Origin of the sequence: Aeromicrobium sp. Leaf272, from assembly GCF_001422865.1 — a bacterium.
In the GTDB taxonomy this organism is placed as follows: Bacteria; Actinomycetota; Actinomycetes; order Propionibacteriales; family Nocardioidaceae; genus Aeromicrobium.
On the sequence record NZ_LMMY01000010.1, the window covers coordinates 275,989 to 301,971 of the forward strand.

The window sequence follows — 25,983 nt, forward strand, 5'->3', positions numbered from 1 at the left end:
GTCGAAGGATCCATCGCCGAGGACAGCTCCGGTGCGCTGCGGAGCGTGACGACCGTCCTCGCGGAAGTAGCCGTGGCCGACGTCGCCGGGCACCGGCGCGTCGAGCTCGACGTCGAGGAAGAAGGCCATGTCGTGACACGCCACCACGTCGGCAACCGAAGCAGGGCTGACGGTGAGGTCGCTGCCGGCACAGGTCACGTCTGCATCCACGTCCGGAAGGGACAGCTCGAACGTGGTCGGCAGCACCACGGTGGCGCCGAACCGAGGCGCGTAGGCCTCGACGACCTCGCGCGCGATGGGACGGTCGGCGGCCCAGGCGCTGCCTCCGGCGACCACCAGCGTCAGGTCGCCCACTGCGTGTCCGCCGACACCCTCAGTCACCGCGGAGGCGAGATCCTTGCGCCACACCTGCCGGTAGTCGATGTCGAAGGCGTCGAAGAACTGGAACGTCGCCACCCTGCCGATCGCTTCGCCCCAGTCGCCGGTGAAGGGTGCGTAGATCACGGGTCGTCCACGAGCCGAGGACCGGATCGTGTCGGCCAGGTCGGAGAAGCACGACTCCTCTCGCAGGTGCCGACTCGAGCGACGCACGTGTCCCACTTCCGTTCACGACCAGCACGACACGTGCGGATCCTCGGCCAGCGACGATACAGACCAACGCGGCGACCCGACCGACGACGCGCGCATCCGGGGCTCCGCAGGCGAGACTCGCAGCGGGGAGTGATGCGCGCCATGCTTGATCGTTCTTTCAGACGATCGGCCAGTTTCGAGTTAGTATTCTCAGGTTGATCTCAGATGGACCGGGGGACCATGCGCTGGACACGACCTGTCAGGCGAGCGCGTCAGCCTGCACGCGGCGTGGCTGCTGCCGCCCAGGTGCAGGGCAGCTCTGGTGACAGCCTTCCCTCGATCAGCGTCGTCGTCCCCGTCCACAATGTCGAGCGGTACCTGCTCGACGCGGTGCGCAGTGTGCAGCGCCAGACGTATCGAGACCTGCAGATCATCCTGGTCGACGACGGCTCGACCGACCGCTCCGGCTCGATCTGCGACGAGATCGCCGCCGAGGACGAGCGGGTCATGGTCATCCACCAGCCGAACGGTGGGCTCTCGCACGCGCGCAACGTCGGCCTGGCCGCGGCGACCGGCGAGTTCGTCGCCTTCGCCGACAGCGACGACCTGGTGCACCCCACGGCGTATGAGCGCATGCTCTCGACCTTGATGGTCAGCGAGTCGGAGTTCGCGACCGGCAACGTACGGCGGTTCAACTCCACCCGTAACTGGCAGGCCTGGAACCAGCGCGAGTCCCACCGTCGGCGGCGCCTCCGCACCAACCTGGCCCAGCATCCCGAGCTCGTCTACGACACCGTCGTCTGGAACAAGCTGTTCCGGCGCACGTTCATCGACCGCATCGACCTCGCGTTCCCCGTCGGGCGGCTGTACGAGGACATGGCGCCCATGTCGCGCGCCTACGTGCTCGCCGAGTCCGTGGACGTGCTCCCCCAGCCGGTGTACTCCTGGCGCGAGCGGGACGAGGGCGGTTCGATCACCCAGCGTCGCAACGAGCTGCCCAACATGCAGGCCAAGCTCGAGGCGATCGCCGAGATGCACCAGATCCTGCGGGCCGACCGCGAGACCTCGATCAGCGACCACCTCTTCCTCAAGCTGTTCCACGGAGACCTGTGGGTCTTCGCCCGCCACGTCGGTGACGCGGACGAGGCGTACTGCGACCTGTTCACCGAGGTGGTCCGCACCTACTGGGCCCGCACCTCCGAGCAGCTGCGCAACAGGATCCACGACGGGCACCGACTGTTCTTCTCCTCGACGGTGGCCTTCGGAGCAGCCACCGCCGCCGACATCTACGCCTGGTTCCTCGCCAGTGGCACCGAGCGGCTGACCGACGTGCGCAGCGGCGAGCTGGTGCTCAGCAGCGCCAACTACCCGTCCCGCCTGCCTCCGCTGTCCCGCCCCAGCCGCACGCTCATCAGCGGGTCGCAGGTCAAGCACAAGCTCACCGCCATGCGCTGGCGCGGCAACGTGCTCGAGATCGAGGGTTGGGCCTACGTTCCCTACACCGTCGACGCCGGTCAGCAGACCCTCGAGATCAGCGCCCTGAACGTCGCCGACGGCACCCGGGTCGAGCTGCCGCACAGCCGACGCACCGACCACTCCGTCGACGTGCTGGCCAAGGACGCCATGCGCACCTACGCCGACTCCGCCTTCACCGCCGTCCTCGACCTGGACGATCCCCACGTGGCCGAGGCCATGAGCTCGGGACGTTGGGTCCTGGTGGCCACCGTGGTCGCCGGCGAGGTGAAGCGGTCGACCGAGCTGGTCGAGCAGGACCGGAACGGCACCCTGCGCACCGTCGCCGCCCACGAGGTCGGCGCCGGCCTCGTGGTCGACCCGCTCGTGGAGCCGCGCCAACCCGTCACGCTCGTGCTGCGCCGCCCCAAGGTGCGCGCCACGCGCGTGCAGCTGTCGCACCGCCGACTCACGGTCGACCTGAGCTCCACCCTCACGTCGCCGCTGGTGGCGGCGTGGCTCGACCACCCGCACCCGGTGGAGCGCAGCGAGGCCACGCTCACCCAGCGCATCACCCGTGGCTACCGCCTCCGCGTCGACGTCCCCCCGCCCACCACCCGCGGCAACCTGGTGCGCGGCCTCAAGGTCCGCACCGCCGCGGGGCGGGTCCTGCCCGTGGACCTGCCCGAGCACCTGGTCACCGCGCAGGACGACGTGACCACGAGCGTCATGCGCACCCGCCGCGGCATGATCGCGGTGAGCGACGAGCGCAGCTCGGCCACCATCGAGGCGCTCGACGTGGTCAGCGCCACGAGGGTGCGCCTGTCGGGCACGACCCCTGGGTCGCGACTCCAGCTGGCGGTGCACCGGGCCGAGAACCAGCCGAGCGCCTGGAAGGACCTCGAGGTGGACGGTTCGCGCTTCTCGACCACGGTCGACCTCGGCTTCACCGACTGGTACGGACGCCGCAGGCCGCTGCCCGCGGGCCGCTACTCCCTCACGCTGCGCGATGCCGAGACGAAGGAGCCGTGGACCCTGCGCACGGCGCTGCCCATCGTCGAGACCTACCCGATCCAGCGCGATGACTTCGACGCGCACCTCACGGTCAAGGCCACCACCACCGGTCGGCTCAGCCTGATCCTCGACGCTCCCGTGCCGGAGCCGGACCGCAGCGTCTACAGCCGGCGCCAGTCGCGCATCGCCTTCGGCGAGGACGCCCAGGTCGAGCCGGAGGAGGCGGTGTTCTTCTACGTCGACCTGGGGTCGAACGCCTGCGACAGCGCCCTGGCCATCCACCGCGAGCTCCTGCGCCGCGACACGCACCTCACGCTCTACTGGGGCGTCGACGACCACTCCGTCCAGGTCCCGCCCGGCGGCGTCCCCATCGTCAAGCACAGCACCCAGTGGTACGAGAAGCTGGCCGCGGCCCGGTTCCTGGTCAACAACTACGGCGGCATCGACGGCTACGCCCCCCGCGAGCACCAGCGCTACCTGCAGACCTGGCACGGCACGCCCTACAAGTACGTGGGCCGGTCCCAGGTCGAGCACCAGCGGATGAGCGCCGAGGAAGCAACCGTGCGCCGCGCCGAGGGCGGACACTGGCACGCGATGATCTCGCCCAGCCCCTACTTCACCGACCTGGTCCCCCGGGAGTTCTCCTACGACGGGACGGTTCTCGAGACCGGCTACCCCCGCAACGACGCCCTGGTCGACACCACCCTCGACGAGCGCCTGCGACTGCGCGAGGAGTTGGGCATCCCGCAGGACAAGAAGGTGCTGCTGTACGCGCCCACCTTCCGTGACCTGAACCGCGAGGGCTGGACCGCTTCCCTGTTCACCGGGCTCGACCTGTCGGCGCTCACCCGTCACCTCGGCGACGACTGGGTGGTGCTGCTGCGCGGCCACAGCTTCAACGCCCGGCACGACCTGAGCGACCGGTCCACCGCCCAGGTCATCGACGTCACCCATCACCACGACATCAACCACCTGTACCTCAGCGCCGACGCCCTGCTCACCGACTACTCCTCGGCCATGTTCGACTTCTGCCTGACCGGTCGGCCGATCCTCTACTTCGTGCCCGACTTCGCCCAGTACGTGCGGGCCCGGGGTGTCTACTTCGACCTCGAGCCGATCGCGCCCGGGCCGTGGTGCAGCACCCAGCCGCAGCTGTTCGCCGCGCTCGACGCCCTCGAGTCCTACGACCAGGAGTACGGCGCGCGCTACGCCTCGTTCAAGGAGCGCTTCGCTCCGTGGGACGACGGCAAGGCGGCGCGACGGGTCGTCGACCAGTTCTTCCTCGACTGAACGCTGCTGCTACTCCAGCAGGGAGCGCAGCTCCTCGGGGAGCGCGTCCGACGAGAGCTGCCACTGACCGTCGGCGAGGCCGTAACCGTCGTCCCACCCGAGCTTGCGGGTGTAGCCGGACGACTGGGTGCCGTTGAAGGCCCACCACGCGAAGCCGATACCGGTGGTCTCGAGGTTCGACGACATGCGGGACAGGAACTTCGCGCGGGAGGGATCGCAGTCGGGCTCGCCAGGATGCTGCACGCACGACCCGAACTCGGTCAGCAGCACCGGAGCAGCGAAGTCGTTGCGTGCGTCGTTCATCCCGCCCCAGCGGGTCTGGATGCGTCGGTTGAACAGCGACTGGCTGCTGAGCGCCTCGTCGGAGTGGCGCCAGGCGTAGTCGTGCACGGCGTACACCAGCTTGTCCTGGCGCGGGATCTCCAGCGGGTCGCGGAACTGCTCGATCAGCTTGGAGTTGTGCTCCAGGCCGCCGACCACCACGAGCAGGCGGGGTGCCACCGAGTGCACGGCCTCGACGCCTAGCGTTGCCGCACGCTTCCAGTCCGTCTCCTCGTCACCGCTCCCCCAGGTGGGCATGCGGTCGGTCTTCACGTCGAACCGGATCTCGTTGCGCAGCTCGGCCGCGATCACGGCCGGCTGGTCCTCGTACCGCTTCGCCATGAGCGTCCAGTGCTCGAGCCACTCGCTCTCGGGGTGCTCGGCGGTGTACCAGAGACCGTTCCCGTCGCGGATGTTGCAGCACCAGTCGGCGGTGGAGTGGTGGTTGTCGAGGATGATCCTGAGGTCGGCGTCGGCCAGTGCCTCCACGACCGCGTCGTACACCTCGAGCGCGGTCTTGCCCTGGAGCTCCGGGTTGGCAGCGACCCGCGACTGGTCCGGCACCTCGTCGTCGCGCACCATCTCGTTCGACCACGGCAGCCGCACCGTGTTGAAGCCGGCGTCGGCGATCTCCTCGGCCATGTCGGCCAGCGGGCGACGGTCCAGCCCTCCGGCCACCTGGTCCGCCGTCTCTGCGCCGTACCAGTTGACCGCACGGACCGAGAACTGCGTGCCGTCCTCCTCGACGATGCGCATGCGGCCCTCGATCTCGGCGGCGCGGAGTCCACCCACAGGTGGGAGGGTCGGCGTCGGGGACGCGCTGGGGGTGGACGTCGTCTCCGCTGGTGCGGCGACGTCGCGGTACGGGCCGACGTCGAGAAAGCGGGCCCCCACCACGCCCACCAGCGCCACGATGAGGAGCGCCACCACGGCCACGAGGCCCTTCCACGTGGTGGAAGGGCCTCGACGGCGATGGGGAGAGGTCACGCGAGTCTCACTGCCGCGCCGGCCAGGTGATGCCACTGCACGAGCCGGACTTCTTCCAGATGTTGATCCAGTCGGCCTTGTACTTGTTGTAGACACCGGCGTCGTTGCGGATCCGCAGCGTGGTCTCGTCGCTGATGTTGAAGCCGGACCAGTCGAGGTTGCGCGGGCCGGTCCAGACCGAGTAGTTCGTGTCGCCCCGCGACGTTGCCTGGTCGAAGAGGATGTTCTTCGTGTGGATGTAGGAGCCGCAGCGCAGGTACGTCGTCCCGCCGAGCTGCTTCTTGAGCCCGTCGTACGTCGGCTTGTCCGTGCCGAAGACGTGACCGCCGGACGGGATCGGTCGGCTCATCACCACGTAGACCTTGCAGCCCTTGGACTTCAGGTCCTTGACGGTGTCGACCCACTTGTCCCCGACCGTGCTCTGACCGAGCAGCACGGCGAAGCGCACGACACCGGCGTTCTCCGTGCACGAATAGCTGTTCAGGCGGTCGAGGATCGGGTCGTAGCCGGACGTCGGCGAGAACGAGATCGAGGTCTTGGCCGACCCTTCGGTGTTGGACCCTGCCGACTCGTTGTTCGCCACCGTGGGAACCCAGAGGCCGGTCGTGCCCGTCGTGGTCAGGCGAATGGCGTCGTTCCCGGAGTTGTTGGGCCAGGCCTGCGAGGTCGACGTACGGGTCGCCGCAGCGATCATCTGGTTGAGCCGTCCGCTCGCCCGCGCGTAGACCGCGTCGTCGCTCCACAGCGCTGTGGTGGAGTTCCAGTAGTCGCGCAGCTGCCAGTACGACCAGTTGGAGGTGGAGACGACGGTGACCGGCTTGCCTGTCTTGCCTGCCTTGCTGATCGTCATCAGCTTCTGGTGGTTGTCGCCGAGGAGGTTGTTGTCTCCCTGCAGCTCCCGCTCGTTGAGGCAGGCGTCCTTGCACTGGTAGTAGCCGCCCTCGTTGCGGGCGGCGATCTGCTTGAGCCACTCCGTCGTGTAGGCCTGCTTGCCGGTGCTGTCGTCGACCACCATGCTGACCTTCACCTTGCGGGTCGCGCTCACGTAGTCGAGCGCGCGCAGGATCGGGTTCACCATCTCGGGAGGGTTCTTGTAGAGCCCATCGTCGTCGATGTGCCACATGGCCAGCTTCAGCTCGGCGCCGGTGTCGGCGGCGCAGATGGTCTTGACCAGCTGGTCGCGCAGCGCCTTGGACCGCTTGGTCCTGTCGGCCGTGGAGTACGCGCCGGGGTTGGAGAACGCGGGCTGGATGCCCGCAGGGCGCGAGGGGTAGGTGGTGCAGCTGACCACGTGCACGGCGGGAGTGGTGGAGTACCCGATGGCGTAGAGGCCGACCAGCTTGGTCGACACGCGGTACTGCCACCGGCCGGGGGGCGTGGAGACGGACCCGAAGCTGACGGTCCGGTTGGCACCGGTGGAAACGGTCGTGGCGGTCTTGACCGTGGCCCACTGGGTGCCGGTGATCTTGCCCGACGAGCTGCGGGTGGGCACCCGTCGCTGCAGGTAGGCCGGGTTGCCCTTGACGCCGTACGACAGGACGGCCGAGAAGGTGATGCCGCTGCGGCTGTAGATCTCCTCGTTCGTCGCCACGGCGGTCTTCTTGCCGCTGATCGTCTTGCTCAGCGAGACCGACACGGGCCGGTAGGAGTTGACCTGCCGGGCGGCCGACTGGGTCGAGCCGACGCGGACGCGATAGTTGCGGAAGCCGTCGACGTACTTCTTCCCGTCGGCTGCGCGCTCGGCCGAGACGATCGTGATCTTCCAGGTTCCGCTCGAGGTGGCCTTGGTGGTGGCCGCGGGCAGTGGGACCTTGGTGCTGGCCGTGGTGCTGGGCGTCGGGATCTTGTGTGCCCCCTGGTAGAGCTGCACCGTGGAGCCGGCGGGCGCCTTGCCGGAGAACTCCACCGGCGAGCCCTCCCGGACCTTGGTGAGGTTCGACGTGATGGTCACCGTGACGGCCGAAGCCGGGGCGGCGACCAGCAGTCCGCCGAGCAGCGCGAGCAGCGGTGCGAGCACGGCTGCGCGCATGAGTGAGCGGACAGACACAGGGGTACGACCTTCCAAGCCCGAGACGAAGTCTGGATGATCGTACCAAGATGACCGCCGCGCACCGACCGGTTCGCGCACATCTCCCCTGCCCTTCAGGGCGGTCGACCGTCGGACTTGCCGGTCCCCACCTGGTTGCCATGCTGGGGGTTGTGGCTGCGGAGCGCCGACCATCGCGCAGCTCCCGCCCCGACCGACCCTCCCCACGAACAGGAGCACACCATGACCGTGCGTGACATCGCCCTGAACGACGGAACCACCATCCCCCAGCTGGGGTTCGGCGTGTTCCAGATCGATCCCGCCGAGACCCAGGCGGCCGTCGAGAAGGCCCTCGAGGTCGGCTACCGCCACATCGACACCGCCAAGATCTACGGCAACGAGGAGGGCGTCGGCGCGGCGCTCGAGGCCACGGGTCTGGCCGACGAGGTCTTCGTGACCACCAAACTGTGGAACGACGACCAGGGACACGAGTCCACCCTGCGGGCCTTCGACGCCAGCATGGGCCGGCTCGGTCTCGACGTGCTCGACCTCTACCTCATCCACTGGCCCACGCCGGAGAAGGACCGCTTCGTCGACACCTGGAAGGCGTTCGAGCAGCTGAAGGCCGACGGCCGTGTGCGGTCCATCGGCGTCTCGAACTTCCGCGTCCAGGACCTGCAGCGCCTGGCCGACGAGGGCCTGACCACCCCGTCGGTCAACCAGGTCGAGCTGCACCCCGCCCTCACGCAGGACGTGCTGCGGGCGTTCCACTCCGAGCACGGCATCGTGACCGAGGCCTGGAGCCCGCTGGCCCAGGGCGCCGTGCTCAGCGAGCCCGCCGTCGTCGAGATCGCCGAGGCGCACGACGCCACGCCCGGTCAGGTCGTCCTGGCCTGGCAGCTGGCGCTCGAGAACGTCGTGTTCCCCAAGTCGGTCACGCCCGAGCGCATCGCCGAGAACTTCGGCGCCACCGAGGTGCAGCTGAGCGACGACGAGCTCCAGCGCATCAGCGCCATCAACCGCGACGAGCGCACCGGACCCGATCCGTCCGAGTTCAACTGACGATGTCGGTCGTCGGGCCGGTCCAGGCCCGGCGGCCGGTCCGTCAGCCGGCGATCTTCGAGACCCGCAGGAAGTCGTCGGCCAGCTTGGTGTTGCCGAGCGCGTTCGGGTGGGTCTTGTCCAGCGTGAACAGGTCGTCGAGGAAGCGGACCGTCACGTAGGTGAAGCCACGCTTCTCGGCCTCGCGCTTCTGCGCCTTCCACATCCAGGAGTGGACGCTGCGTCCGTCGGTGCCCCACGGCGTGGTCACGTAGACCTCGTTCGCCGGGATCCCCTCGGCCTTGCGCGCCTTGTCCAGCTTGGTCATGTAGTTGCTGATCGCCAGCTCCACCTGGGCGCGGGGACTCGTGACGTAGCCCTGCCCCTGACCCCCGCGGCAACGGTGGTAGTCGTTGCGGCCGGTGGCCACGATGATCTTGGCCGGCTTGATGCGCGCGATCTCCGAGAGCCGCTGGTCGAAGCGGGTGCCACCGCACTTGTTGCCGCGGGCCCACATGCCCGAGCCCGACTCGGCCGAGAGCACGGCCCGCATGTCGGCCTTGGCCGCGACCTTGGACCACCAGCCCTGCGACGGCGACCCGGGCTGGTCGGAGAACCAGGCGCTGGTGGAGTCACCGAACACCAGGAGCGGCTCGCCCGGCGCCGGCGCCGAGGCGGCCCTGGCAGCCTTGCTGGCGGTGGCGGTGGCGGTGGGGGTCGGGCTCGGCTTCGGCGCACTCGTGGTGGGCGCGGGGGTCGGCGTCGGCTCCGCAGTGGGCTCCGGCTCCGCGGACGGCTCGACCTCGGTCGTCGGCGCGGGCGCCGAGACGGCCGCCGACGGCGTGGGGTCGGCCGTCGGCTCGTCGGAGATGGCGGGCACCGTCATGACGGTGAACAGACCTGCGGTGACTGCGCCGACGGCAATCAGGTTCTTCGTGAGCGCGCGCGCGTCGAGCATGTGTCTTTCCCAACCCCGAGATGATCGTGACGGTCAAGGGTCACACATGCTCGCTCGTGCGCGTCGGGGAGCACACGAAGATGGTTCGATCGGACTAGTAGGCGTCGGGGCGCAGGTGCCCAGACGCGACGAGACCCTGGCCATCCCCCCGAACGGCCAGGGTCTCGTCGTGTGTGATGGACCATCCCCCCGAGATGCTCCACCGTCCGGCCCGTCCCCCGACAGGCCGGAAGTCTCAGTGCGTCATGCGGCCGCCACCGCGGTGAGGGGCTGGATGCCGTCGGTGTCGAGCGGCTGGATGCCGTCGGTGTCGAGCGGCTGGATGCCCTGGGTGACGAGCGGCTGGATGCCGGCCTGGGGCGCTGCCTGCGCGGTGGCCGGCACGAGCACCAGCGACGCGGTGGCCGCGAGCACGGCGACGCTCGAGGCGATCAACCTGCGCGTGCGGATCGTCGTCACTCCGGAGTCCTTTCGTCCATCCCCTTGGTCACAGGAGACTACACGGAACTAGTTCTTTAGGACTAGACCTGACTAGTCACTCTTTTGTCCGGTCCCGTGTCGGGACCTTCGGCGCCCGGAACCGGGCACGGCGGCGACTCGCCCGGACCGGTGGCGTCCGTCACGTCTCGTAGGGTGGACCGGTGACCACCGCCGAACTCGCCCGCGCAGCCGCGGAAGCCCTCGCCGACCGCACCGACGGAGCGACCCACGACGTCGCCCTCGTGATGGGATCGGGCTGGCTGCCCGCCGCCGACGCCCTCGGGACCCCTGACCACGAGATCGCCCTGGCCGACCTGCCCGGATTCAGTGCACCGGCGGTCGCCGGCCACGGCGGCACGGTGCGCTCGGTCAAGATCGGAGAACGCCGCGCCCTCGTGTTCCTCGGGCGCACGCACTTCTACGAGGGCAAGGGCGTGGCGGCCGTCGTCCACGGCGTCCGGACCGCGGCAGCAGCCGGCGTCCGCACCGTCGTGCTCACCAACGGCTGCGGCGGGCTCGACCCCAGCTGGACGCCCGGCACCCCCGTGCTCATCAGCGACCACATCAACCTCACCGCCACCTCACCGATCGAGGGCGCGAACTTCGTCGACCTCACCGACCTCTACTCCGCGCGCCTGCGGGCCCTGTGCCGCGAGGTCGACCCCTCGCTCGACGAGGGCGTGTACGTGCAGTTCCCCGGCCCGCACTACGAGACGCCCGCCGAGATCGCCATGGTGCGTGCCATCGGCGGCACCCTCGTCGGGATGTCGACCACGCTCGAGGCGATCGCGGCACGCGAGGCCGGCATGGAGGTGCTCGGACTCTCGCTCGTGACCAACCTCGCCGCCGGCATCTCCGGCGAGCCCCTCAACCACGAGGAGGTCCTCGAGGCCGGCAAGGCGGCCGCGAGCCGCATGGGCGCCCTGCTCGCCGACGTCATCCCCCGGATCTAGTCGGCGCCCCACCCGACCTGCACCGCTCCCACCAGCACCGCCCGCCAGGAGGCACCATGCCCGTCGTCGACCTCGCCCTCGACTGGATCGACCAGGATCCTGACCCGGTCACCCGTGCCGAGCTGCAGGCTCTCGTCGACGCCGACGACCTGGACGCGCTGCACGACCGCTTCGACGAGCGGCTGCAGTTCGGTACGGCCGGGCTGCGCGGCGCACTCGGCGGTGGGCCGAACCGGATGAACCGGGTCATCGTGGCCAAGGCGGCGGCGGGTCTCGCGGCCTACCTGCTGCGCGAGACGCCCGACGACCCGTCGGTCGTCGTCGGCTACGACGCCCGTCACAACTCCGACGTGTTCGCCCGCGACACCGCCGAGATCATGCACGCGGCGGGCGTGCGGGCCTACCTGCTGCCCACCCACTTGCCGACCCCCGTGCTGGCCCACGCGATCCTGCACCTCGGCTGCTCGGCGGGTGTCATGGTCACGGCCTCGCACAACCCGCCCCAGGACAACGGCTACAAGGTCTACCTCGGCGACTCCAGCCAGATCGTCCCTCCCGCCGACACCGACATCTCCGCCCTCATCGACGCCGTCGGGCGGGTCGACGAGCTCCCGCGCAGCGACGACTACACGACGGTGGGCCCCGAGGTGGCCGAGGCGTACGTGCAGGCCGTCGTCGACCTCGCGCACGACGGGCCGCGCGACGTGGTGGCCGTCTACACCCCGATGCACGGCGTCGGCCGGGACACGCTGGTCGAGGTCGTGCGCCGTGCCGGCTTCGCACCGCTCCACGTGGTCCGCGAGCAGGGCGACCCCGACCCCGACTTCCCCACCGTCGCGTTCCCGAACCCCGAGGAGCCCGGCGCCATGGACCTGGCGCTCAAGCTCGCGTCGGAGGTGCAGGCCGACGTGATCGTGGCCAACGACCCCGACGCCGACCGCTGCGCCGTCGGCGTCCGCGACGGCGAGGGGTTCCGCATGCTCACCGGAGACCAGACGGGCGTGCTGCTCGCCGAGCTGCTGCTGCGGCGTGGCGCGATGGGCACGTACGGGTCGTCGATCGTGTCGTCGGACATGCTCGGCCGCCAGGCTGCCGCGCACGACCGCCGCTGGCAGCAGACGCTCACGGGCTTCAAGTGGCTGGGCAAGATCGACGACCTCGTGTTCGGCTACGAGGAGGCGCTGGGCTACAGCGTCGCCCCGCACGTGGCCCGCGACAAGGACGGCGTCTCGGCGATCCTCGCGGTGCTCGAGCTCGCCGCCGAGCTGAAGGCCGAGGGCCGGACGCTGCTCGACCTCCTCGACGACCTGTACCGCGAGCACGGTCTGCACGCCACGGGCCAGCTCTCGGTCCGCGTGGAGGACCTGTCGATCATCGCGACGGCCATGAGCACGCTGCGCAGCACCCCGCCCCGCCTGCTCGCTGGGCTCGAGGTGACGTCCGTCGACGACCTGGCCGACGGGTACGCCGGCCTGCCCCCCACCGACGGCATCCGCCTGGGCCTCGGCGACGCCGCGCGCATCATCTGCCGTCCCTCGGGCACCGAGCCGAAGCTCAAGTGCTACGTCGAGGTGGTCGTGCCGGTCACCGACTCGGTCGAGGTCGCCCGCGAGGAGGCGTCGGCCACGCTCGAGGCCGTCAAGACGGACCTCGCCGTCGCTCTCGGCCTCGCCTGATCCACCCGCCCGACCCCACCCATCGGTGGATCCTCAACCGCAGGGGCACTGCTGCGGTTGACGATCCACCGATGCGGGGCTCCGGACCTGGTCAGCGGGTGCGGTAGAGGGTGACCCCGGGCTTCACGCGGCGGTCGCCGGAGTAGACGAGGGTCAGGGTCCGCTTGCCCTTGCCGACCCCGGAGAGCCGCACCGAGGCCGTGCCGCCCACGACCTTCGCGACACCCACCGGGCGCCAGCCGTCGAGCACGAGCAGCACGCCGCCGTCGGCCTTCACGTCACCTCCGGCCACCGTGGCCGTGAGCGTGACCTTGGGCGGTGCGGTGTAGCCGGTCACGGCGATGCGCGTGGGGCCGACCTGCGGCTCCTTCTGCTTCGCCGTGAAGCCGACGATCGCCGGGTCGTGGTCGCTGGCGCGGTAGGGGCTCGTGTCGTACAGGCGCGTGACGTTGTTGTCGTAGCGGCTGTACTCACGCCCCAGCGACTCGTCGGCGTTGATGTCCCACACGTCGGCACCGGTGACCTTGTCCACCGCGGCCGGCGAGGCGAACACGTGGTCGAGCGAGCCGAGCAGGCCACCGAACTGGTACGTGGTCTTGTCGGTGTACTTCGCGGGGACGTTCACGTAGCCGGCGTCCTCGAGGACCGCGATCGGGTCCTCCTTGCTGTAGCTGTTGAAGTCGCCGGTCAGGAACACCGTCTCGGTGCCGGCCTCGGCCTTCTGCTCGTCGGCGAACGCGACCAGCGCGGTGGCCTGGCGGACGCGCGACGCGTTCGACGCACCCTGGCCGTCGCCGGTGTCGGCGTCCTCTCCGGAGCCCGAGCCCTTGGACTTGAAGTGGTTCACGACCACCAGGAAGTCGTCGCGCTCCGTGCCGCCGACGGGGCGGAACTCCTGCGACAGCGGGTCACGGGCGTTGTCGAACGCGGGGTCGTCGTCGATGACGGACTCCCCCACCGGCTCGACGACACCGACGCGGTGGATGAACGCCGTGCGGATCACGTCCTCGCGCTCGGGCACCCGGGTGGGCGACGCGACGGCCGCCCACTCCTCGCGGCCGGCCTTCTCGTTGAGCGCCGCCACGAGGGCACGCAGCGCGGTGTCGCGGTCCATGCCGAAGGCGGCGGAGTTCTCGATCTCCTCCAACGAGACGACGTCGGCACCGAGGGCGTCGATGGCGTTGACGATCTTGGCCTGCTGACGCTGCAGGTTCGCGTCGTCGGCAGCGCCGCGGGGGCCGTCGTTGGTACAGGAGTTGACGGTGACCCGGTTGCCGTTGCGGTCCGAGTAGTAGGTGCACGTGCCGGCACCGGACTTCTCGTACGCCTCCCCGGTGAGGGTGAAGTAGTTGAGCACGTTGAACGACGCGATCTTGACGTCGCCGCCCACGTCCTTCGGAGCGGCGACCCGCGTGCTGCCGATGCTGATCGGCTCGTCGCCGTCGGCGGTCAGCTGCTGGGTGGGCTGGAGCCGCCACAGGCTGAACCGGTAGTCGAGCACCAGGTCGTCGCCGGTGAACGTGACCGGGGCACCGGCGCGCACCTCGTTGTCGGGACGCAGCCACGGCACCGGCGTGTTCTTGCCGCCGCTCGTGAAGTTGATGCCTGCGCCGTCGTCGACGGTGATGAGGCGCTGCGCGTTCTCGGCCACGACGGCGTCGTACTCCGCCGATCCCGGGCGGGCGACGTCGGTGGGCTGCGGCAAGCCGGTGTCGCCGGCGGCGAGACCGATCTCGCCGAACGTGTTGGTGCCGAAGTTGTTGGTGATCGTGTAGCGACCCTCGGGCGCCACGAGCATGCCCTCCAGGCTCTCGCGCTGCGCCTCGCCCAGCGGCAGGGTGAGCGGCGTGGGCTTCACGGCCTGGGCCGGGTCGGCGAGCTGCTTCCAGCCACCGGCCCCGGGCGACACCTGGGTGAGCCCGAAGCTCTCGGCCACCGTGCCGGTGACCTCGACGTGGTCGCCGATCTCGACGTCGGCCGCCATGGCGGCCGACGCGACGAAGACCCCGTCCGAAGCCGTCCGGTCCGCGGGAGCGGTGCCGCCCGTGCCCTCGGTCTGGAGGTAGAGCCCGTCGAAGCCGCCCGACGGGTAGGCGGCGGTGACCACGCCGCTGGTGGTGACGGTCCGACCGACCAGCGGGCTGGCGGAGCCGGTGCCCTGGATCTCGGCGATCGTGACGTCGACCGGAGGCTCGGGCGGCGTGCCGCTCCCGTCGCAGTCGGTGCCACAGGCCTGCGGCGTCGGCGCACCGCCGCGCAGGTCGGCCGCGTTGTCGTCGGTGTCCTGCGCGTCCGTGCGCTGCAACGACGAGGTGACCGAGTACCCCGAGGGGGCCGGACCGCTCCCCTCGTAGGTGGCGGACGCGCCGTAGCCGACGAGGTCGACGAGCTGGTCGGAGCCGAGCACGCTCGCTCGGTCGCCGCTCAGCGCCGACGTGGAGCGGACGAGCGCCAGGGTGCCGCCGTTGGCGTTGCCCGAGAACGCGATCGCCGACGTGACGTCGGGCGTGGGCAGCGCCTGGCCGTTCGAGGCGTTGGCGTTGCCCGAGACCAGCAGCGTGCCGCCGGGCTCCACGTGGTGGTCGCCGAGGGCGATGACGCCGGTGAACGCGCCGGTCGAGGAGTACGAGCGGTACTGCAACGACCAGCCGGACACGTCGATCGGCTCGTCGGTGGGGTTCTCGATCTCGACGAACTTGTTGAGGTAGGTGGCCCCGCTGCTGCCACCGTTCAGGTAGGCCTCGCCGATCACCAGACCGTCGCCGTCGGGTGCGGCCTGGACCGGCGAGGCGGCCATCAGGCCGGCGACCAGTGCGGCGCCCGCCGTCAGGACGGCGCCGGCGCGCACGCCGCGCATCAGCGCTTCTTCTTCGCGACGACGGTGACCTTCAGGTCACGCTCGACCGGGGCGTAGGTGTCGTCGCCGCTGTAGGCAGCCGTGAGCACCTGTGACCCCGCCGGCAGCCGTCGGGTGTCGAGCAGCAGGACGGCGACGCCGCTGCGGGTCAGCCTGGCCGACCCGAGCTTCGTGCCTGCGGCGTCGGTGACCGTCAGGCTTCCGGTCGGGCGTCCCTCGCCGCCCTTGACGCGGGCCACCAGCAGCGACGGCGAGCCCTGCTTGACGAGGGGAAGGGTGACGACGTCGAGCCTGGCGTCGGCGCCGGACTCCTCGATCGAGAACGGCGGCAGGACCGCCGTGGTCCCCGTCGGGGTCGCCTCGACCTCGACGCGCACGTCGCCCGTGACGCCGTCCGGCAGGGTGCGCTCGACGGTGACGGCGCCGTCGCTGACCGGGAACTCGCCCAGGTCGTACGGGGTGTCGCCGGAGTAGAGCGTGGCGGTGACGCTGCGGGTCTGCGGGCTGCCGAGCGACGTCAGGTCGAGCTTCGGCAGCGTGAACGAGACCGTGCCGCCCTCCTCGTAGGAGGACTGGAGTCCCTCCACCTGCACGGCGTGCCGGGCGAAGCTGGGGGCGACGGGGCTGTTCTCGCCCAGGTAGTCGATCCAGACCTCGTAGTCGAGCAGTCCGGTGTCGACCGCCGTGCCCTCGGCGAAGGTCCGGAAGTTGTCACCGCCGGAGGCCAGGAACGACGGCACCGCGACCTTGTACGTCGTGTCGGCACCGACCTGCTCGCCGTCGACGCGCAGCGACGTGATGCGCTCGCCCTCGGGCCGGGTCGGGTCGAAGGTGTAGGCGACGTTGCTCGAGGTGCCGAGCTGCAGGTAGGGGCGCGAGGGCACGTTGCCCGCGGCGTCGCGCTGCCACTGCTCCTCGAAGACCTGCGTCAGCTGGGCCCCCGTGAGGCTGACCGAGCTGAGGTTGTTGGTGAAGGGCAGCACCGCGTTGGCCTCGGCGAACGTGACCACGCCGTCGGCGTTGGAGCCGCCGGTGCCCTTGAACACCAGGTCGCTGCGCAGGCCGCCGGGGTTGACGACGGACAGGTCGGCGCCGGCCGGGGTGTCCTTCACGCCGGCGAGCTGGGCGTCGGCGACCAGGTTGCCGAGGGTGGACTCGCTGGAGCGGTCGTCCCGGTTGCCGCCGGCGTAGGCCGTGGTGACGTCGGCCGTCACCTCGGCGACGGGCTTGCTGCCGACCTCCTGGGCGTTGGCGAGCGCGGCGTCGACGATGGTCTTGACCTCGGCCACGCGCGGGAACCGGCTCACCAGGGTGGCGTCGTCGGTGGTGGTGCGTGCTGCGTTGGTGGCGGTGCTGGTGACGTCGCCGGTGTCGCCGTCGACGGTCAGGTCGATGCTGCCGATGAACTCGCCGTAGCTGCCGGTCTGCAGCACCGGGCGGGTCTTGCCGGCCTCGCCGGGCACCGGGGCCTGCCAGGCGTACTGCTTGTGGGTGTGGCCGGTGAAGATCGCGTCGACCTCGGCGTCGGTCTTCTGCACGATGTCGGCGAAGGCGCCGCCTGCGGCCACCTCCTGCTCCAGGGTCGCGCCGTCGGGCGTCCCGGCCCCGGCTCCCTCGTGGTACGCCGCGACCACGACGTCGGGCGGGGTAGCCGACGCCTCGAGCTCGGCGACGGTGTCGTTGACCGCCTCGACCGGGTCGGTGAACTCGATGTCGGAGATGCCCGACGGCGAGACGAGCGAGGGCGTCTCCTCGGTGACCGCTCCGACGACGGCGACGTCGAGCCCGCCGACCTCGAAGGTCTCGTACGCGGGGAGCGCCGGCTCGCCGGTGGCCTTGGAGACGACGTTGGCGCCCAGGTAGGAGAAGTCCGCCCGGTCGGCGACCCGGCCGGTGAGGTCGGCGAACCCGCGGTCGAACTCGTGGTTGCCGACGGTCGAGACCTTCAGGTCGAGAGCGTTCAGCACGTCGATGGTGGGCGCGTCCTGCTGCGTGGCGGACGCGAACAGCGAGGCGCCGATGTTGTCGCCGGCCGACATGAAGAGCGTGTTCGCCTCGCCCGCCTCGGCTCGCAGCTGCTCGACGGTGCCGGCGAACTTCACCGTGTTGGCGTCGATACGACCGTGGTAGTCGTTGATGTCGAGCAGCCGGATGGTGACGTCGTCGGCGGCCTGGGCCGGGGCCGCGGCGATGACGCCTGCTCCGAGCGCGAGGGTGGTGCCGAGGGCGAGAGCGGGTGCGGCCGCAGCGCGGCGCAGACGTGTCTTCACGTGAGAGCGGTCCTTCGGGTCGTCGAGTCGGCCCCCCGATGGCACGACTGCGCCCGGACCAGCTCTGGAACGTGCCTCGATTCCACCCGACGACCACCTGTGGCGTCAACGCCCCTCACGTGACGAATGGGTGAAGTCGCGGTGTGGGCGCCTGCGTCGGCGTCTCGTAGGCTCACCCCTCGTGGGCGTCGTGATCGTGGCCGGGCCGTCGGGTGTCGGGAAGTCCCACCTCGGGCAGGTGCTGGGGTGGTCGGTGCTGCGCCTCGACGACTTCTACCGCGAGGGCCACGACCCCGACCTGCCGCGGTCGAGCCTGGGCATCCCGGACTGGGACCACCCCGGCTCGTGGGACCCCGTCGCCGCCGTCGGCGCCATCGCCGAGCTGTGCGCGAGCGGCGAGGCGGACGTGCCCGTCTACGACCTCGCCTCGAGCGCCCGTACCGGCACGCAGCACCTCGTGGTGGGCGACCAGTTCATCGCCGAGGGCCTGTTCGCCCCTCAGGTCGTGTCCGCCTGTCGCGAGGCGGGCCTGCTCGACGCGGCCATCTGCCTGCGTCGGCACCGGCTGGTCACCTTCGCGCTGCGCCTGGCACGGGACCTGCGCGAGGGCCGCAAGAGCCCCTGGGTGCTCGTGCGGCGCGGCTGGCGCCTGAAGAACGACGACGACCGCGTCGTCGCGCAGGCCGTGGCCGCCGGCTGCGAGCCGATGACCCCCCGCCAGGCCCGGCGGATGCTCCGCTCTCCCACCTGAAAACCCGGCGAGACCGTCCGACCTCGTCAGGTCGGAGGTAGGTGACGCACCTCATCGCGTCCGGATGAGGTGCGAGACCTACCTCCGACGGCGTCGTTCGGTGCGAGACCTACCTCCGACGGCGTCGTTCGGTGCGAGACCTACCTCTGACGGCCCGGGGCCGCCGGTGGGGGCGGGGGCGGGGGTGGGTCAGAGCGCGGCGTAGCGCGGCTTGATGACGTCGTCGATGAGGGCGAGGCGCTCGTCGAAGGGGAGGAAGGCGCTCTTCATGGCGTTGACGGTGAACCAGCGCAGGTCGTCGGCGTCGTAGCCGAACGCGTCGACGAGCAGCTGCATCTCGCGGCTCATCGACGTGCCGCTCATGAGCCGGTTGTCGCAGTTGACCGTCACCCGGAAGCCGAGCTCCTTGAGCAGGCCGATCGGGTGGTCGGCGATGGAGCGCATGCCGGGCACCGCCGACGTCTGCAGGTTCGACGACGGGCACATCTCGAGCGGGATGCGCTTGTCGCGGATGTAGGCCGCCAGCCGGCCCAGCCGCGGGCCGCCCTCGGCCGCGAGGTCGATGTCGTCGATGATCCGGACGCCGTGGCCGAGCCGGTCGGCGCCACAGCGCTGGATGGCCTGCCAGATGGACGGCAGGCCGAACGCCTCGCCCGCGTGGATGGTGAAGTGCGCGTTCTCGCGGCGCAGGTACTCGAACGCCTCGAGGTGCAGGATCGGCGGGAAGCCGTCCTCCGCACCGGCGATGTCGAACCCGCAGACGCCACGGTCGCGGTACTCGACGACCAGCTCGGCGATCTCGAGCCCGTGCTGGGCGTGCCGCATGGCGGTGAGCAGCTGGCCGACGACGATCGGCGTGCCCTCGGCCGCGGCCTCGGCCCGGCCCTCGTCGATGCCGGCCTGGACGGCCTCGACGGTCTCCGACAGGCTCATCCCGCCGCGCAGGTGCTGCTCGGGCGCCCAGCGCAGCTCGGCGTACACGACGCCGTCGGCCGCGAGGTCGAGGACGGACTCGCGGGCCACACGGGCCAGGTCCTGCGGCCGCTGCATGACGGCCACGGTGTGCTCGAACGTCTCGAGGTAGCGCGGCAGCGAGCCCGAGCTGGCGGCGTCGGCGAACCACAGTCCCAGCTGGTCCGCGGGCGCGGGGAGCGCGTGGCCGACCTCCTCGGCGATGGCGGCGACGGTGGCGGGTCGGACGCCGCCGTCGAGGTGCTCGTGCAGCGCCACCTTGGGCGCGCGTCGGATCTGGTCGGCGGTGAGGGTCACGAACCCATCGTGGCACGCGCCACGGACCGGGCTCGCGAACACGCCCTTGACACGTCCTGATCCTGTGACTACGGTCACTGTCATCGATAACACTGTTATCGATGACAGTTTGGTTCCGAGCTCGACGAACCACCGACGGAAGACAGGTCATGGCCAACATCCAGGACGTCGCGCGGGCGGCCGGTGTCTCCACCGCCTCGGTGACCCGCTACCTCGCGGGTCAGCGCATCCGCAGCGAGGAGGCCGTCCGCCGTGCCATCGACGAGCTGGGCTACCGACCGAGCCAGGTGGCGCGCAGCCTCAAGTCCGGCCGCCACCACTCCATCGGCGTGATCGTCCCCGACATCGCGAACCCGTTCTTCGCCGGACTCGTCAAGGGCATCGAGCGCGAGGTCCGCCCGCACGGCCTGCAGGTCATCCTCGGCAACAGCGACGAGGACGCCGAGCACGAGGAGGCGTTGGTGCGCGAGCTCTCGCAGCGGACCGACGGCCTCATCATGGCGCCGCTCTCGGAGAACGACCAGATCCCGAACCTGCTCGGCGAGCACGGCATCCCGCTCGTGTTCGTCGACCGCGAGACGTCCACCGGCCCCGACGTCGACCGCGTCCTCGTCGACAACGCCGCCGGCATCCGGCAGGCCGTCGACCACCTCGTCGACCTCGGCCACACGCGGATCGCCACGATCAGCGGTCGACTCGACTCGACCCCGGGCCGGATGCGCCACGAGGCGTTCCTCGCGGCTCTCGCCGAGCACGGCATCGCCGTCGAGGACGGGCTCGTGCGGTACGGCGACTTCCGCGAGGAGAGCGGCCGCGAGCAGATGACGGCGCTCTGGCGGCACGCCGCTCCCCCGACCGCCGTCGTGATCGCCAACAACCTCATGACCGCCGGCGCGCTCGTCGCCCTGGGCGACCTCGGCGTCCGCGTGCCCGACGAGCTGTCCGTCGTCGGCTTCGACGACCTCCCCCTCGCCACCCTGCTGGACCCGCCGCTCACCGTCGTGTCCCGCCCCGACGTGGAGGAGGGCGCCGCCGCGGCGCGCCTCCTCGTCGCACGGCTCACCTCCACCGAGCCGATGCCCACCGCGCACCTGACGCTCCCCGTCGAGCTCGTCGTGCGCGGCTCCACCTCCACCCCTCCCAGGAGCATCGCCACCCCATGAGCCCGTCCACCCCGTCCGGCGTCCTCGTCATCGGCAGCATCACCGCCGACGTGACGACCTTCTCGCAGCGCCTGCCCCGTCCCGGCGAGACGATCCTCGGTGACGACCTCACCCTCGTCCTCGGCGGCAAGGGCGCCAACCAGGCCGTGGCGGCCGCGCTCGCCGGCGCCGACACGCAGATGGTCGGCTGCGTGGGCACCGACGCGTTCACCGAGCTGACCCGGGGCGGTCTGGAGTCCTACGGCGTCGACGTGTCGGCCGTCCGGGTCGTCGACGGGCCCACGGGCGTCGCGCACATCCGCGTCGACGCCTCCGGCGAGAACGACATCGTCATGGTGCCGCTCGCCAACGCCCACCTCGGCGTCGCCGACGTCGACGCCGGGGTGCAGGCCGCTGCCGGTCGCGCCTCGGTGCTCCTCACCCAGCTCGAGACCCCCGTCGACGTCATGGTCCGCGCCACCCGAGCCGCCCGCGCCGCCGGGATGATCGCCATGCTCGACCCGGCTCCGGCTGCGCCGCTCGACGACGCCGTGTGGGCCGAGCTCGACGTGGTGACGCCCAACGAGACCGAGGCCACGACGCTCACCGGCATCCCCGTCACCGACATCGCCTCCGCCGAGCGCGCCGGCCGCTGGTTCGTCGAGCGCGGGGTCGCCCACGCCGTCGTCACGCTCGCGAGCAAGGGCGTGGTGGTCGTCGACGCCGACGGCGCGCGCCACTTCCCCGCGACGGCGGTCGAGGCGATCGACACGACCGCAGCCGGCGACGCGTTCGCCGGCTACCTCGGGGCGGGTCTCGCCTCGGGGCTCTCGCTCGACGCCGCACTCCCCCGCGCCATGGCCGCCGGCGCGCTCGCGGTCACCCGACGCGGCGCCTCGCCCAGCCTTCCGGCCGGCGCCGACGTCGACGCCTTCCTCACCTCGAACACCACCACGACCCGGGAGCTGACCCACTGATGCGCAAGAACTCCGCCACCCTCAACGGCCAGCTCTCGCGGGTGATCTCCGAGACCGGCCACACCGACCTCGTCGTGGTCACCGACGCCGGCCTGCCGATCCCGCTCGGCGTCGAGCGCGTCGACCTCGCCGTGCGCCCCGGCCTGCCGGCCTTCCTCGACGTGCTCGACACGGTCCTCGACGAGATGGTCGTGGAGGGCGCCACGATCTCCGAGGAGATCCGCGACCACAGCCCCGACCTGCTGGCCGCGCTCGAGGAGCGGTTCGCGGCGCTGGACGTGCCGATCACGCTGGTGCCGCACGTGGAGCTCAAGGCCCGCAGCCACGAGGCCCGCGCCGCCGTGCGCTCGGGGGAGTTCACCCCCTACGCCAACGTCATCCTGCACGCCGGCGTGGCGTACTGAGGCCGGCCATGCGCATCCAGCTGCACGACATCCACAAGAGCTTCGGCGAGACCGAGGTGCTGCGCGGCATCGACCTGACCGTCGAGGGCGGTGAGGTGCTGGCCCTCGTCGGCGAGAACGGCGCCGGCAAGTCCACGCTCACCCGCATCGTCTCGGGCGCCTACCGTCCCGACGCCGGCCGCATCGTGGTCGACGGCGAGGAGGCCTCCTTCGGCGGGCCGCAGGACGCGATGGCCCACGGCATCCAGGTGATCTACCAGGAGTTCCGGCAGAACATCTTCCCGCACCTGACAGTGGCCGAGAACCTGTTCACGCTCGACGAGCAGGCCGAGTTCGGCCGCCTGTTCGTCAACAAGCGGAAGATGGCCGCGAAGGCACGCGAGCTGCTCGACCTCATCGGGCTCGACGTGGACCCGAGCACGACCGTCGACCGGCTGTCCGTCGCCCAGATGCAGATGCTCGAGATGGCCAAGACGGCCGGGCACGACGCCCGTCTGCTGATCCTGGACGAGCCGACGGCCGCGCTCGACGAGCACGAGTCCGACCTGCTCTTCGCCCAGATCGAGCGGCTGCGCGCCTCCGGGGTGGCGATCGTCTACATCAGCCACCGCCTCGAGGAGGTCTTCCGGCTGTCGCAGCGCGTGGTCGTGCTCCGCAACGGTGCCGTGGCGCTGGAGTCGGCCACCGCCGAGCTCACCGAGCACGACGTCGTGACCGCCATGGTCGGCCGCACCATCGACGACTTCTACCCCAAGGAGACGCACACCCGCGACGAGGTCGTGCTGAGCGTGCGCAACCTCGCGGGACCGGACTTCTCCGACGTCTCCTTCGACGTGAGGGCCGGCGAGGTGCTCGGCATCGGCGGCGTGTTCGGCTGCGGCAAGGGCAGCGTGCTGCGGGCCCTGTTCGGCCTCGTGCCGGCCGACGCCGAGACCGTGAGCGTCGGCTCGGCCGCCTACCGGCCGTCCGCGCCCCAGACCGCCATCGACGCCGGGATCGGCTACGTGCCGCCGGACCGTCAGGCCGAGGGCCTGTGCCTTCAGCAGTCGGTCTCCGACAACATCTCGATGGCGAGCCTCTCGCGCTACACGACCGGCCCCTACGTGAACCGCGGCCGCGAGCGCGCCGAGACCTCGCGCATCATCGAGCAGCTGTCGATCCGCACCGCCTCGCCGGCGGCTCCCGTGGGCAGCCTGTCGGGCGGGAACCAGCAGAAGGCACTGTTCGGCGGCTGGGTCCTGACCCACCCGAAGGTGCTGATGATGGAGGAGCCCACCCGCGGCGTCGACGTCGGCGCCAAGGCCGAGATCTACCGGATCATCAACGAGCAGGCCGCGGCCGGAGTCGCCGTCGTGCTCGTCTCGTCCGACCTCCCCGAGCTGGTCGCCATGTCCGACCGGCTCCTGGTGATGCGACAGGGCCACGTGGTGGCCGAGCTCACCGACGACGACCTCACCCAGCAGAAGCTGCTCGAGCACGCATTGGAGAGTGCAGCATGAAGACGATCACCTCGGGGCTCACGTCCCTGAACCGAGAGCTGCGGGCGGTCTGGATGCTCCTGTTCGTCGGCCTCATCCTGTTCATCGCCACCCCGTTGTTCCTCACCGGCGACAACCTGCTGAACGTGCTGCTGGCCGCGTCGGTCACGGCCCTGCTCGCCGCCGGCCAGACCTACGTGATCATCCTCGCCGAGATCGACCTCTCGGTCGGCGCCGTGCTCGGCATCTCGAGCATCGTCACCGCCTTCACCCTGCAGGACCAGCCACTCGTGGTCGGGCTGCTGGTCGGCTGGGGCGTCGGCGCCGCGGCGGGCCTCGTGAACGGCCTGCTCGTCACCAAGCTGAGGATGCCGTCGTTCATCGCCACCCTCGCGATGATGTCGGTGCTCGCGGGCCTCACCCTGCAGCTGAGCCAGGGCAACCCCGTCTCCATCAACAACGACGCGTTCCTCGCGATCGGCCAGTCGAGCATCCTCGGCGTGCCGAACCCGGTGTGGATCATGCTCGCCGCGTTCCTCGTCTTCGGGCTCCTGCTCTCCCGCTCGCGCTACGGCCGCCACGTCTACGCCGTCGGCGACAACGAGGACGCGGCGCGCCTGGCCGGCATCGAGGTGCACCGCGTCAAGATCCTCGCGTTCGTCATCAGCGGCCTGCTCGCCTCGACGGCCGGGTTCATCCTGGCCGCGCGGCTCGGAACCGCCCAGCCCACGGCCGGCAGCGGGCTCGAGCTCGCCGCCATCGCCGCCGTCATCATCGGCGGGACGAGCCTGGCCGGCGGACGCGGAGCCCTCGTCGGCACGCTCATCGGCGCCCTCCTGCTGGGCGTCATCGACAACGGCCTCAACCTGCTCGACGTCTCCCCGTTCCTGCAGGGCGTCGTCAAGGGTCTCGTGATCCTGCTCGCGATCTTCCTGGATCGCAACTCCGATCGTGTCCGGGCGCTCACGCGTCTGGTCCGTCCCCGACGGCCTGGCTCGGGCGCCGACGCGGACACCGCCTCACCCACCACCACTGGAGGAACCCCGTGAACACCTGGAAGAAGACTGCCGCCCTCACCGCGGCGCTCGCGCTGACGACGTCGCTCGGAGCCTGCGGGCGAGGCGGCGACGCCGCCGGCGAGGAGTCGGTCAAGGCCACGCTCGTCATCAGCACGCTCAACAACCCGTTCTTCGTGTCCGTCGTCGACGGCGCCAAGGAGGCCGCGAAGGACTCCGGTGTCGACCTCGACGTCCAGAACGCCAACAACAGCGACCAGACCGCGCTGAACGCCACCACCACGGCGCTCACCAAGAAGCCGTCCGTGCTGATCATCGACCCGGTGGGCAGCGAGTCCGGCGGCACGATGACCGAGGCGGCCAACAAGGCCGAGGTGCCCGTCGTGGCCTTCGACCGCGCACCCGACAGCGGCGAGCTGGAGAGCTTCATCGGCTACGACGCCGTGCAGGCCGGCAAGGAGGCCGCGAAGTCCCTCGCGGAGTCCATCGGCGAGAAGGGCAAGGTCGTGGAGATCCAGGGCATCCTGGGCACCAACGTCGCCCAGGACCGCAGCAAGGGCTTCAACGAGGGCATCAAGGCCTACCCCGACATCGAGGTCGTGGCCAAGCAGTCGGCCGACTTCGACCGCGGCAAGGCGCTCGACGTCATGACCAACGTGCTCCAGGGCAACTCCGACATCGACGGCGTCTACGCCGCGAACGACGAGATGGCGCTCGGCGTCGTCGCCGCCCTCAAGGCGCGCAGCCTCGCGGGCAAGGTCAAGGTCGTCGGCAACGACGGCATCGGTGACGCCCTCAAGGCGATCGAGGACGGCACCATGTACTCCACGCACGCCGAGTCGCCGTTCGTCCTCGGCAAGGAGGTGCTCGGCATCAGCCTGAAGGTCGCGAACGGTGAGACCGTGGAGAAGGACACCGTCCTGCAGGGCCGTCTGGTCACCAAGGACCAGGTGGCAGACTTCTGCTCGTTCCTCGCCGACGAGGGCGACGACGACACCTGCAAGGACATCGGCTGACCGCTGGCCCCTCGGGCGGTGGTGGTCACGTCGAG

19 protein-coding genes are annotated in these 25,983 nt (G+C 70.6%); 11 read left to right on the forward strand and 8 right to left on the reverse strand.

Annotated features, from left to right (window positions below; translation table 11 throughout):
- The coding region (locus tag ASF38_RS06600; protein ID WP_162237312.1) for a hypothetical protein at positions 1 to 504 on the reverse strand (504 nt) is incomplete at its 3' end.
- Positions 505 to 858: 354 nt separating this feature from the next.
- Here ASF38_RS06600 and ASF38_RS06605 point away from each other — a divergent pair.
- Positions 859 to 4,326, forward strand: coding sequence for a CDP-glycerol glycerophosphotransferase family protein (locus ASF38_RS06605; protein WP_056574553.1), 3,468 nt, complete (start codon positions 859 to 861; stop codon positions 4,324 to 4,326).
- Positions 4,327 to 4,335: 9 nt separating this feature from the next.
- Here ASF38_RS06605 and ASF38_RS06610 read toward each other — a convergent pair whose 3' ends face one another.
- Positions 4,336 to 5,634 (reverse strand): glycoside hydrolase family 5 protein, encoded by a 1,299-nt coding sequence (locus ASF38_RS06610; RefSeq protein ID WP_156366826.1) that lies wholly within the window; start codon positions 5,632 to 5,634, stop codon positions 4,336 to 4,338.
- Positions 5,635 to 5,641: 7 nt separating this feature from the next.
- Positions 5,642 to 7,663, reverse strand: coding sequence for a hypothetical protein (locus ASF38_RS06615; protein WP_056574560.1), 2,022 nt, complete (start codon positions 7,661 to 7,663; stop codon positions 5,642 to 5,644).
- A gap of 240 nt (positions 7,664 to 7,903) precedes the next feature.
- On the opposite strand from ASF38_RS06615, the gene ASF38_RS06620 reads away from it, so the two are divergent.
- The gene (locus ASF38_RS06620; RefSeq protein ID WP_056574563.1) at positions 7,904 to 8,722 is read left to right on the forward strand and encodes an aldo/keto reductase; all 819 of its coding nucleotides are present in this window, start codon (positions 7,904 to 7,906) and stop codon (positions 8,720 to 8,722) included.
- A gap of 43 nt (positions 8,723 to 8,765) precedes the next feature.
- Here ASF38_RS06620 and ASF38_RS06625 read toward each other — a convergent pair whose 3' ends face one another.
- Together ASF38_RS06625 and ASF38_RS06630 are read right to left on the reverse strand one after the other, a co-directional pair.
- Positions 8,766 to 9,659 (reverse strand): SGNH/GDSL hydrolase family protein, encoded by an 894-nt coding sequence (locus ASF38_RS06625; RefSeq protein WP_056574566.1) that lies wholly within the window; start codon positions 9,657 to 9,659, stop codon positions 8,766 to 8,768.
- Positions 9,660 to 9,902: 243 nt separating this feature from the next.
- Entirely contained in the window at positions 9,903 to 10,118 is a 216-nt protein-coding gene (locus ASF38_RS06630) for a hypothetical protein (RefSeq protein WP_056574568.1), read from the reverse strand.
- 182 nt (positions 10,119 to 10,300) lie between these two features.
- Between ASF38_RS06630 and ASF38_RS06635 the strand changes: the two genes are divergently transcribed.
- The gene (locus ASF38_RS06635) at positions 10,301 to 11,092 is read left to right on the forward strand and encodes a purine-nucleoside phosphorylase (RefSeq protein WP_056574570.1); all 792 of its coding nucleotides are present in this window, start codon (positions 10,301 to 10,303) and stop codon (positions 11,090 to 11,092) included.
- Positions 11,093 to 11,148: 56 nt separating this feature from the next.
- On the forward strand, positions 11,149 to 12,768 hold the full coding sequence (locus ASF38_RS06640) for a phospho-sugar mutase (protein ID WP_056574573.1): 1,620 nt from the start codon (positions 11,149 to 11,151) through the stop codon (positions 12,766 to 12,768).
- Between the two features lie 91 nt (positions 12,769 to 12,859).
- Here the strand turns inward: ASF38_RS06640 and ASF38_RS06645 are convergent, their stop codons facing one another.
- Both ASF38_RS06645 and ASF38_RS06650 read right to left on the reverse strand, forming a co-directional pair.
- Positions 12,860 to 15,625 carry an ExeM/NucH family extracellular endonuclease gene (locus ASF38_RS06645; protein ID WP_056574576.1) on the reverse strand — a complete coding sequence of 922 codons (2,766 nt, stop codon included), beginning with the start codon at positions 15,623 to 15,625 and terminating at the stop codon, positions 12,860 to 12,862.
- Positions 15,625 to 17,895 carry a 5'-nucleotidase C-terminal domain-containing protein gene (locus tag ASF38_RS06650; protein WP_056574579.1) on the reverse strand — a complete coding sequence of 757 codons (2,271 nt, stop codon included), beginning with the start codon at positions 17,893 to 17,895 and terminating at the stop codon, positions 15,625 to 15,627. Before ASF38_RS06650 ends, ASF38_RS06645 begins: the two co-directional genes overlap by 1 nt.
- 181 nt (positions 17,896 to 18,076) lie before the next feature.
- Here ASF38_RS06650 and ASF38_RS06655 point away from each other — a divergent pair, with 181 nt between their 5' ends.
- Positions 18,077 to 18,646, forward strand: a complete 570-nt coding sequence (locus ASF38_RS06655) for a hypothetical protein (RefSeq protein WP_056574582.1) — start codon at positions 18,077 to 18,079, stop codon at positions 18,644 to 18,646.
- Positions 18,647 to 18,835: 189 nt separating this feature from the next.
- Here ASF38_RS06655 and ASF38_RS06660 read toward each other — a convergent pair whose 3' ends face one another.
- Positions 18,836 to 19,915, reverse strand: coding sequence for an adenosine deaminase (locus ASF38_RS06660; protein WP_055969240.1), 1,080 nt, complete (start codon positions 19,913 to 19,915; stop codon positions 18,836 to 18,838).
- 149 nt (positions 19,916 to 20,064) lie between these two features.
- Here ASF38_RS06660 and ASF38_RS06665 point away from each other — a divergent pair, with 149 nt between their 5' ends.
- The 6 genes from ASF38_RS06665 to ASF38_RS06690 are packed head-to-tail and all read left to right on the forward strand — an operon-like array spanning position 20,065 to position 25,948.
- Positions 20,065 to 21,078, forward strand: a complete 1,014-nt coding sequence (locus tag ASF38_RS06665; RefSeq protein WP_056574585.1) for a LacI family DNA-binding transcriptional regulator — start codon at positions 20,065 to 20,067, stop codon at positions 21,076 to 21,078.
- Complete coding sequence (locus ASF38_RS06670) at positions 21,075 to 22,034, forward strand: ribokinase (RefSeq protein WP_056574588.1); 960 nt, start codon at positions 21,075 to 21,077, stop codon at positions 22,032 to 22,034. The genes ASF38_RS06665 and ASF38_RS06670 overlap by 4 nt, the downstream gene beginning before the upstream one ends.
- Positions 22,034 to 22,438 carry a D-ribose pyranase gene (gene rbsD / locus ASF38_RS06675; protein WP_056574591.1) on the forward strand — a complete coding sequence of 135 codons (405 nt, stop codon included), beginning with the start codon at positions 22,034 to 22,036 and terminating at the stop codon, positions 22,436 to 22,438. The genes ASF38_RS06670 and rbsD overlap by 1 nt, the downstream gene beginning before the upstream one ends.
- A gap of 8 nt (positions 22,439 to 22,446) precedes the next feature.
- Positions 22,447 to 23,937 carry a sugar ABC transporter ATP-binding protein gene (locus ASF38_RS06680; RefSeq protein WP_082480519.1) on the forward strand — a complete coding sequence of 497 codons (1,491 nt, stop codon included), beginning with the start codon at positions 22,447 to 22,449 and terminating at the stop codon, positions 23,935 to 23,937.
- Positions 23,934 to 24,965 (forward strand): ABC transporter permease, encoded by a 1,032-nt coding sequence (locus ASF38_RS06685; protein WP_164468832.1) that lies wholly within the window; start codon positions 23,934 to 23,936, stop codon positions 24,963 to 24,965. The genes ASF38_RS06680 and ASF38_RS06685 overlap by 4 nt, the downstream gene beginning before the upstream one ends.
- Positions 24,962 to 25,948, forward strand: a complete 987-nt coding sequence (locus tag ASF38_RS06690) for a substrate-binding domain-containing protein (protein ID WP_055969251.1) — start codon at positions 24,962 to 24,964, stop codon at positions 25,946 to 25,948. The genes ASF38_RS06685 and ASF38_RS06690 overlap by 4 nt, the downstream gene beginning before the upstream one ends.
- Positions 25,949 to 25,983: the final 35 nt, after the last annotated feature.

Coding starts and splice junctions, on each gene's coding strand:
- ASF38_RS06615 (WP_056574560.1), bottom strand. CDS start 7,663: ATGCGCGCAGCCGTGCTCGCACCGCTGCTCGCGCTGCTCGGCGGACTG.
- ASF38_RS06620 (WP_056574563.1), top strand. CDS start 7,904: ATGACCGTGCGTGACATCGCCCTGAACGACGGAACCACCATCCCCCAG.
- ASF38_RS06625 (WP_056574566.1), bottom strand. CDS start 9,659: ATGCTCGACGCGCGCGCGCTCACGAAGAACCTGATTGCCGTCGGCGCA.
- ASF38_RS06640 (WP_056574573.1), top strand. CDS start 11,149: ATGCCCGTCGTCGACCTCGCCCTCGACTGGATCGACCAGGATCCTGAC.
- ASF38_RS06645 (WP_056574576.1), bottom strand. CDS start 15,625: ATGCGCGGCGTGCGCGCCGGCGCCGTCCTGACGGCGGGCGCCGCACTG.
- ASF38_RS06665 (WP_056574585.1), top strand. CDS start 20,065: ATGGCCAACATCCAGGACGTCGCGCGGGCGGCCGGTGTCTCCACCGCC.
- ASF38_RS06670 (WP_056574588.1), top strand. CDS start 21,075: ATGAGCCCGTCCACCCCGTCCGGCGTCCTCGTCATCGGCAGCATCACC.
- rbsD (WP_056574591.1), top strand. CDS start 22,034: ATGCGCAAGAACTCCGCCACCCTCAACGGCCAGCTCTCGCGGGTGATC.
- ASF38_RS06680 (WP_082480519.1), top strand. CDS start 22,447: ATGCGCATCCAGCTGCACGACATCCACAAGAGCTTCGGCGAGACCGAG.
- ASF38_RS06685 (WP_164468832.1), top strand. CDS start 23,934: ATGAAGACGATCACCTCGGGGCTCACGTCCCTGAACCGAGAGCTGCGG.